This is a genomic window from Methylobacillus sp. (assembly GCF_036844465.1).
GTDB lineage: Bacteria > Pseudomonadota > Gammaproteobacteria > Burkholderiales > Methylophilaceae > Methylobacillus.
The window spans coordinates 1-8,338 of the sequence record NZ_DAIUFW010000028.1 but is presented as its reverse complement, the minus strand read 5'-3'; the positions used below and the strand labels follow the sequence as shown (position 1 = coordinate 8,338).

At 49.1% G+C, this 8,338-nt stretch carries 7 protein-coding genes; 4 read left to right on the top strand and 3 right to left on the bottom strand.

Going from position 1 to position 8,338, the window contains the following annotated elements; genetic code table 11:
- Positions 1–83: 83 nt before the first annotated feature.
- Positions 84–1,337, bottom strand: a complete 1,254-nt coding sequence (locus tag V7Z75_RS13830) for an IS256 family transposase (protein ID WP_334109229.1) — start codon at positions 1,335–1,337, stop codon at positions 84–86.
- Positions 1,338–1,495: 158 nt separating this feature from the next.
- On the opposite strand from V7Z75_RS13830, the gene V7Z75_RS13825 reads away from it, so the two are divergent.
- Positions 1,496–2,191 (top strand): hypothetical protein, encoded by a 696-nt coding sequence (locus tag V7Z75_RS13825; protein WP_334109234.1) that lies wholly within the window; start codon positions 1,496–1,498, stop codon positions 2,189–2,191.
- A gap of 470 nt (positions 2,192–2,661) precedes the next feature.
- Here V7Z75_RS13825 and V7Z75_RS13820 read toward each other — a convergent pair whose 3' ends face one another.
- The gene (locus tag V7Z75_RS13820) at positions 2,662–3,579 is read right to left on the bottom strand and encodes a LysR family transcriptional regulator (protein WP_334109233.1); all 918 of its coding nucleotides are present in this window, start codon (positions 3,577–3,579) and stop codon (positions 2,662–2,664) included.
- 122 nt (positions 3,580–3,701) lie between these two features.
- On the opposite strand from V7Z75_RS13820, the gene V7Z75_RS13815 reads away from it, so the two are divergent.
- The 3 genes from V7Z75_RS13815 to sorB all read left to right on the top strand — a co-directional run bounded on the left by V7Z75_RS13815 (position 3,702) and on the right by sorB (position 6,744).
- A complete protein-coding gene (locus V7Z75_RS13815; protein ID WP_334109232.1) occupies positions 3,702–4,781 on the top strand; it encodes a YeiH family protein in 1,080 nt (359 codons plus the stop codon).
- A 65-nt stretch (positions 4,782–4,846) separates the two neighbouring features.
- On the top strand, positions 4,847–6,085 hold the full coding sequence (sorA, locus tag V7Z75_RS13810) for a SorA family sulfite dehydrogenase catalytic subunit (RefSeq protein WP_334109231.1): 1,239 nt from the start codon (positions 4,847–4,849) through the stop codon (positions 6,083–6,085).
- 32 nt (positions 6,086–6,117) lie between these two features.
- A complete protein-coding gene (gene sorB / locus V7Z75_RS13805) occupies positions 6,118–6,744 on the top strand; it encodes a SorB family sulfite dehydrogenase c-type cytochrome subunit (RefSeq protein WP_334109230.1) in 627 nt (208 codons plus the stop codon).
- Positions 6,745–6,928: 184 nt separating this feature from the next.
- On the opposite strand, the gene V7Z75_RS13800 is transcribed toward sorB, so the two are convergent.
- Positions 6,929–8,182, bottom strand: coding sequence for an IS256 family transposase (locus V7Z75_RS13800; RefSeq protein ID WP_334109229.1), 1,254 nt, complete (start codon positions 8,180–8,182; stop codon positions 6,929–6,931).
- Positions 8,183–8,338 lie beyond the last annotated feature (156 nt).

Sequence of the window (8,338 nt, the reverse complement as noted above, 5' to 3'; positions counted from 1 at the left end):
CCCTTGCCATCTGCATCGGGTCCTTTATCCAACCCTTTATATCCGAAGAAATCAGAGTTATTGTCAAATCTGGTGTATGACCATCAGGCAGCGTTCCTGTCAGATTGGTCTTCCACCTCTATTCCATCCTGAAACTGTACGTTGTCCACGACCAGCTTCAGTTGGTCGAACCCCTTGATCCGCTTCCAGCGTTTCTGGGCGGACTGGAGCAGTTTGAACACCATCGATAGTGTCGTGTCACGGTTGCCGCAGGAGCGGCTCCGCTTGGTTCTCAGCCTTACTGTAGCGAAGGTGGATTCAATCGGATTGGTGGTCCGCAAGTGAATCCAGTGAATCGCCGGGAAATCATAGAAGGCCAACAATTCATCCCGATCCTTCTCCAGGTTTTCCATGGCCTTGGGGTACTTGTCCCGGAACCGCCGCAGGGTGCTGTCGAACGCCTTGTGGGCGCTGTCTCGTGTCTCGGCCAGATAGATCTCGTGCAGTGCCGACTTGACCTTCGGCTGCACCGACTTGGGCAGCTTATCCAGCACGTTGGCCGTCTTGTGTACCCAGCATCGTTGGTGCCGGGTGTCCGGAAACACCTTGCTCAGGGCCTTCCAGAAGCCCAGTGCGCCGTCGCCAACAGCCAGCTTGGGCGAAGGCTCCAGGCCTCTTTCCCGTAAGTCCGTAAGCAGCTCTCGCCAGCTGGCTTCGGACTCTCGGTGGCCGTCCTCGACAGCAACCAGCTCCTTGTGACCATGTTCAGTCACGCCAATGACCACCAGCAGGCAGAGCCGGTCATCCAGGCGGACATTGCTGTACACGCCGTCGGCCCACCAGTAGACGTAACGCTTCTGGCTCAGGTCTCGCCGCCGCCAGTCCTTATGCTCATCAAGCCACTTCGCCTTGAGCCGGGATACCGTGTTCGCCGACAGGCCATTGGCCTGCTCGCCGACCAGCGCGCTCAGGGCCTCCTGGAAGTCACCTGATGAGACGCCGCGCAGGTAGAGCCAGGGGATCAGTTCATCCAGACTCTGGGCACGCTTCAGGTACGGCGGCAGCAACTGACTGTTAAAGCGAATCCCGGAGCCATTGCGGTCCCTGACCTTGGGTACCTGAACCTCAACATCCCCAACGCCTGTCTGGATCGTGCGCTTGGGCAGGTGTCCATTTCGCACCACAGCACGGCGGCCATCCGGCGTCTTGACGTCCGCGTACTGCTTCAACAGGCTCTCCAGCTCTGTCTCGACGGCATGTGCGATCAGGTCCCGGGCACCCTGTCGGATCAGCTCGTGCAACGGGTCGTTGCTGACTACCTCTGGTTGTGAAAGAGCGTGCAGGTTAGACTTGGACATGGCGTATCATTCCTCTGTTGGTTGTGATCTTGGCGGAGATCAACCAACAGGATACGCCACCCCTTCAACCTGCTTCCATACACCAGAAATCACCATAACTCTAGATATTTAAAAAATACTGTTTTCCTGAATAACAACTAAATGATTAAGAGGTAAAAATGAGTGCTCAATCCATCAGCGGATTGCAGGAGCTACTACCAGAGGATGTTATTTCCCAAATACGTGAACAATATGCGAGCGGTATTAAAATAGCTGAAAGGTTATTTGAAAAAAATTCTGCAGATGAAGATGCTGTGACAGGTGCTTTAGGACAAGAGCTTACCCGTATAGGGAAGATTCCGGTAAATGTAGGGGAGCTACTCTATGAAGTTGAGTTCGATTATCAAAAACTTCGAGGGCGAGGTGCTAAAGCTCCTGAAAACTTTACTGGCGCTGATGGGATTTTCCAGATTTCAGTATTCACATGTAAGGGGGAAGTCCTTTTTAGTAAGGGCCTCCCATTTCAATCGAAAATTAATTGGATACATAGAGACGGAAATTTGGTTACACAGGCAAAAAAAATGCAGACAATTCTTCGTGGAGGAATTGTTATTGATTATTCCTCAGAGGGATATAAAACCTGTACAGCTAGTCAGGTCATTGAGGCGGATGGTAGTAGGAGCACAATAGAGCAAAATCATTTAATGCACACTTTGGAGAGGTCTATATGTAATGACTTCCTGAATTGTCATTTAGGAGAAAGAAACTTATATTTCAATCGGCAACTTCAGCGCTTTTCATTACTTCAAAGGGATGCAAGACAGGAATTACATATTATTGATACACAGGTCGTAATTGCAAATGATCTACTATAGTGAGGTAACCTCGTAGTTTCGACCGATGCTGAGCAGATTATCTGCGAAGTTTGGAAGGAATGATTCTGTCTTGGGAGCTAGTCTAGAAATGAAAAAACCAGCTTTCGCTGGCCTTTCCCCCCCAAGGTCAGAGTGGTCAAGCCACAATATACTATGGGTCAGTTGTTGATTGCATAATATTGGCTTTGCTTCCCTCAGTCAAGTAAGTATGAATTGAACATGATAATCAGCTAGAAAGGCCTGTGAAGTCCAATTACAGCTTAAAAGTGTCTGGTGAATTAGTGGCGATTCAGTTGATTAAGTCACGATTCAACCAATCTGAATCAGTAAGGTGAGAGTAAAGATTAATAACCCTTGCATCTGGAAGATGACACAATTTACAACTCTTGAAAGAAACGCGTTTACCAACACTCGTGTTTCAGACCCCGATTACGTTCTGCAAAGGGATTCAACCCAATCCTCACGCTAAATTAAGAAAGATTATGTTCACTGAGTGCATGCTGAATGAAATGCTGCATCCCATCAGTCACTTGTTTTTGATGATGCAATAGTAAGCTAAATCTTCGATGTAAGCCGCTGAACTTGGTATTAAGCTGCGCAAGCTTGCCAGAGGTGAGCATATCGGATACGACTAATCGTGAGAGACAGGCAATGCCTAAACCTTCTGCAGCACTATGTTTGATAGCTTCATGATCACTGAATTCTAATGTACTCCTCATATGCGAAATATCGGGTGACAAAGCCTGTTCAAGGGCTTCACGGGTTCCTGATCCAGGTTCGCGCAGTAGCCAATTGGCATCGGCTAGCTGCTCTGTTGGAATGATACGGGTATCGTATTGGCGTACCAATGGATGATCAGACGAAGCTACCAACAGTAGCTCATCTTTTAACCACGGTTTCACAGTGATATTAGGGTGATGGCAAGCACCTTCGACCAGTCCTATATCCACCTCAAAGTTTGCAACTTTATGGATGATGTCAGCAGTATTGGCAACCGCTATCTGTAAAGGTGGTAATGCATCGCTCAGGCTAAGGCCTTGTTGCCGCCAATAGGCGGAAAGCAGGCGGGGCAAAAGATAGTTGCCAATCGTTAAGCTTGCTCCTACAATTAAGGTGCTAGGCGCATTGTCGCCAGCATATAACGTTTCGAGATTTTCGGCTCGGTCTACTAAAGCAAGCGCGTGAGGCATCATGGCTCTGCCATGATCATTGAGTTGCAGGCGTCTTCCCACACGGTCAAACAACTGCGTATTAACAATTTTCTCTAATTCTGCCATGGAGGCACTAATGGCTGATTGTGAGAGGGCTATTTCTTCTCCCGCAGCCGTAGTTGAGCCGCACTTCGCAATTGAAATGAATATTTGCAATTGTCTTAATGTGATACGCATCTCAAGCAGCCTAAATTCAATTTACCAGTTTAATCGATAGATATTATAAAAATAATCTGTTTTTATTGTAAGTCGTTCTCTTGTAAATTACCCATCGTCTTCATACCCTACTAAGGATTGATATGGGCCAAAAGCTGAACTTTCAGATTGTTTTACCTGGGGTGGCATTCAGCCTTGCCATTGCAAGTGTTGCATTGGTGCTAAGTGATACAAGCTTGTTGAAGCTACATGTATTTAGCCCACTGACACTGGCGATTTTGATTGGAATTGGTTTGGGTAACACGATTTACCCAAAAATCGCCAAGGTATGCGCCTCAGGTGTTACGTTTTCACGTCAATGGTTGTTGCAGTTAGGCATTATCCTGTACGGCTTTCGACTGACTTTTTCAGACATTGCAAATGTGGGATTGCAAGGAGTGCTGATCGATGCGCTAGTGCTGACAAGCACCTTCGCATTAGCCTGGATTGCGGGACATAAACTTTTAAGACTGAATTCCCATACGGTGGTTTTAATTGGTGCGGGAAGTGCAATTTGCGGTGCTGCTGCGGTAATGGCGACAGAACCGATTGTACGTGGACGCGCTGAACACGCCTCTGTTGCCGTCTCTACGGTCCTCATCTTTGGCACGCTTGCAATGTTCATTTATCCGGCCTTGTACACCCTTAACCAAACGTGGCATTGGTTGCCCGCAAGTCATCAAGCATTCGGGTTATTTACCGGCTCGACCATACATGAGGTTGCGCAGGTCGTTGCAACTGGAGAAACGCTGGGAGACACAATTGCCGATACCGCAGTCATTACGAAAATGGTGCGAGTCATGATGCTAGCGCCTTTTCTTATGTTGCTTTCGGTCTACCTGGCCAACCGTCAACCAACAAAAACCGAGTGTGCGAATCAAGATAAGCCATTAAAGCAGGATAAGAAAAAAACTAAAGTGACCATCCCATGGTTTGCAGTCATTTTTATCTTGGTTGCAGGCTTAAATTCGCTCGCCATCTTGCCGAGTGACTGGGTAAGGCAAGCGAATGAATTGGATACATTGCTGCTAACTATGGCGATGGCTGCGCTCGGGTTGTGTACACATTTATCTGCACTTAAACAGGCGGGTGTCAAACCTATTTTACTCGGCGGGCTTTTATTTGCCTGGCTCATTGTTGGTGGCACGGTCATCAACTACTGCATAGTGACTTTACTTGCATAAGCTTGCTCCCTCTTAGGCTTATTTTTTTGAGGAATTGAATAGGGATTTAATCAAGGAGTATCCATATGAAACAAAGCAAAGAAGAAATAATCAGGCGTCGCCGACTGTTCCTGCAGGCAGCAGGGGCAGGTTTAATCGGCTTGATGAGCCAGTCAAGCAAAAGCTGGGCCGCTGCCATGGAGACGCTTTCTTTTGGCAATGGGGAACGTGAACTGATAGCCTATCCGCAAAAGCGCAAACTCATGCGCATTACAACACGCCCCCCACATTTGGAAACCCCTTTTGAGGTGTTTGACGAAGGCGTGATTACACCCAATGATGCTTTTTTTGTACGTTATCACTTGGCTAACTTTCCCTTATCCATCAATCCAGAGACCTACCAGCTGAAGGTTGGAGGAAACGTGAACACACCACTTTCTCTCTCGCTGGCCGATTTAAAAGCGATGCCTACAGAGGAAGTCGTCGCTGTGAATCAATGCTCGGGCAATAGTCGTGGATATAGTGTTCCGCGAGTCTTTGGGGCACAGCTCGGCAATGGCTCCATGGGTAACGCGCGCTGGGTCGGTGTTCCTGTCAAAACCGTATTAGAAAAAGCAGGCGTAAAAGCAGGGACTGTCCAGGTCGCGTTTAATGGCCTGGATAAACCGGTTCTTCCCTCTACTCCCGATTTTGTAAAGACGCTGGAAATTGATCATGCGTTGAATGGGGAGCCTTTGATTGCTTGGGAAATGAATGGAGAAGAGTTGCCTTTTTTAAACGGATATCCCATTAAGTTGATAGTGCCAGGGTATTTTGGTACTTACTGGGTCAAACATTTAAGTCAGATCACTTTGCTTGATAAGGCATTTGATGGCCACGATAGTTTTTTTATGAATACGGCCTACCGCTTGCCAGATAATGATTGCGCATGTGTAGAACCTGCTACGACTGCAGATAAGACCAAGCCAATTGGCAAACTCAAAGTACGCTCTTTTATTACTAATTTAAACAATCAGCAGCAAATTAAGGTAAATGAGACGCTCAGCCTAAGAGGTATCGCCTTTGATGGAGGAAGCGGTATCCGTGAAGTGGAAGTCTCTTCTGATGGCGGTCAACATTGGGCAGAAGCCAAATTAGGGAAAGACCTGGGCCGTTTTTCATTTAGAGCGTGGAGCATTTTACTGAAGCCATCGGTCACAGGTGCGCTCTCACTCATGGTGCGTGCCACAGCCAATAGCGGAGAGCAGCAACCCATGGTTGCTACTTGGAATCCTGGTGGGTATGCGCGTAATGTCGTCGAAACACTTCAGGTGAATGTGATTTAAAGGGGGGTATGAAAATGCGGAAATTTACATATATGCTGATGTTTTTGACCATGAGTTCGCATCTGTATGCTGCACAGGATCAGCCCTCCCATCAGCAGCCTCTAAAGATTCAGAGCATCACGTTACCTGCTGAAACGGCTATTTTCAAATCCTCTTCACTTCCTGGATATAAAGTTGCACAGCAGAAATGTTCTATTTGCCATTCTGCAGATTACATCAACCTGCAACCCCCTGGAATGAGCCTTAAACAATGGGCTGCTGAAGTTGGCAAAATGCAACACGCCTACGGAGCACCCATCAACGAAGAGGATATAAAGTTAATTAGTGAGTATTTGGCTACCACCTATGGCAGTGCAAAATTGAGCGAAGTATCCGCGCATACAACTACAACACCGGTCAGCCAAAATAAATCTGATGCAAGAACAATTCTTGCCAATAATGCCTGCTTATCTTGCCATGCCCTTAATCAAAAAATTGTTGGGCCCGCTTATCACGATGTTGCTGAGCGCTATCGTGATCTTCCTCAGGCACTCAATACCGTCATGGCAAATATTCGGTCCGGAGGGGTGGGTAAATGGGGCAATATTCCAATGCCAGCATTTGAGTCGTTATCGGAGGATGATTTGAGAACACTTGCCACGTTTGTTTTAAAGCAATAGTGGAATAACTGCTTTCAGCACAAACCAGTCACTCTAAAATAAATGGAGCGACCATTTGTTGCTCATGCGCAATGTCGATGCAATCGACCAGAACATTAGTGGTTAGCAACTCAATTGATTGAACACTATCTCAGATGCTCAAGCTGCCGTCCAGGGAGTTATTGTCAAATCTGGTGTATGACCATCAGGCAGCGTTCCTGTCAGATTGGTCTTCCACCTCTATTCCATCCTGAAACTGTACGTTGTCCACGACCAGCTTCAGTTGGTCGAACCCCTTGATCCGCTTCCAGCGTTTCTGGGCGGACTGGAGCAGTTTGAACACCATCGATAGTGTCGTGTCACGGTTGCCGCAGGAGCGGCTCCGCTTGGTTCTCAGCCTTACTGTAGCGAAGGTGGATTCAATCGGATTGGTGGTCCGCAAGTGAATCCAGTGAATCGCCGGGAAATCATAGAAGGCCAACAATTCATCCCGATCCTTCTCCAGGTTTTCCATGGCCTTGGGGTACTTGTCCCGGAACCGCCGCAGGGTGCTGTCGAACGCCTTGTGGGCGCTGTCTCGTGTCTCGGCCAGATAGATCTCGTGCAGTGCCGACTTGACCTTCGGCTGCACCGACTTGGGCAGCTTATCCAGCACGTTGGCCGTCTTGTGTACCCAGCATCGTTGGTGCCGGGTGTCCGGAAACACCTTGCTCAGGGCCTTCCAGAAGCCCAGTGCGCCGTCGCCAACAGCCAGCTTGGGCGAAGGCTCCAGGCCTCTTTCCCGTAAGTCCGTAAGCAGCTCTCGCCAGCTGGCTTCGGACTCTCGGTGGCCGTCCTCGACAGCAACCAGCTCCTTGTGACCATGTTCAGTCACGCCAATGACCACCAGCAGGCAGAGCCGGTCATCCAGGCGGACATTGCTGTACACGCCGTCGGCCCACCAGTAGACGTAACGCTTCTGGCTCAGGTCTCGCCGCCGCCAGTCCTTATGCTCATCAAGCCACTTCGCCTTGAGCCGGGATACCGTGTTCGCCGACAGGCCATTGGCCTGCTCGCCGACCAGCGCGCTCAGGGCCTCCTGGAAGTCACCTGATGAGACGCCGCGCAGGTAGAGCCAGGGGATCAGTTCATCCAGACTCTGGGCACGCTTCAGGTACGGCGGCAGCAACTGACTGTTAAAGCGAATCCCGGAGCCATTGCGGTCCCTGACCTTGGGTACCTGAACCTCAACATCCCCAACGCCTGTCTGGATCGTGCGCTTGGGCAGGTGTCCATTTCGCACCACAGCACGGCGGCCATCCGGCGTCTTGACGTCCGCGTACTGCTTCAACAGGCTCTCCAGCTCTGTCTCGACGGCATGTGCGATCAGGTCCCGGGCACCCTGTCGGATCAGCTCGTGCAACGGGTCGTTGCTGACTACCTCTGGTTGTGAAAGAGCGTGCAGGTTAGACTTGGACATGGCGTATCATTCCTCTGTTGGTTGTGATCTTGGCGGAGATCAACCAACAGGATACGCCACCCCTTCAACCTGCTTCCATACACCAGAAATCACCATAACTCAAGAAATCAGTCACGGCACGCGAGTATTTCAAGGTGAACCACTCATAGGAAACAG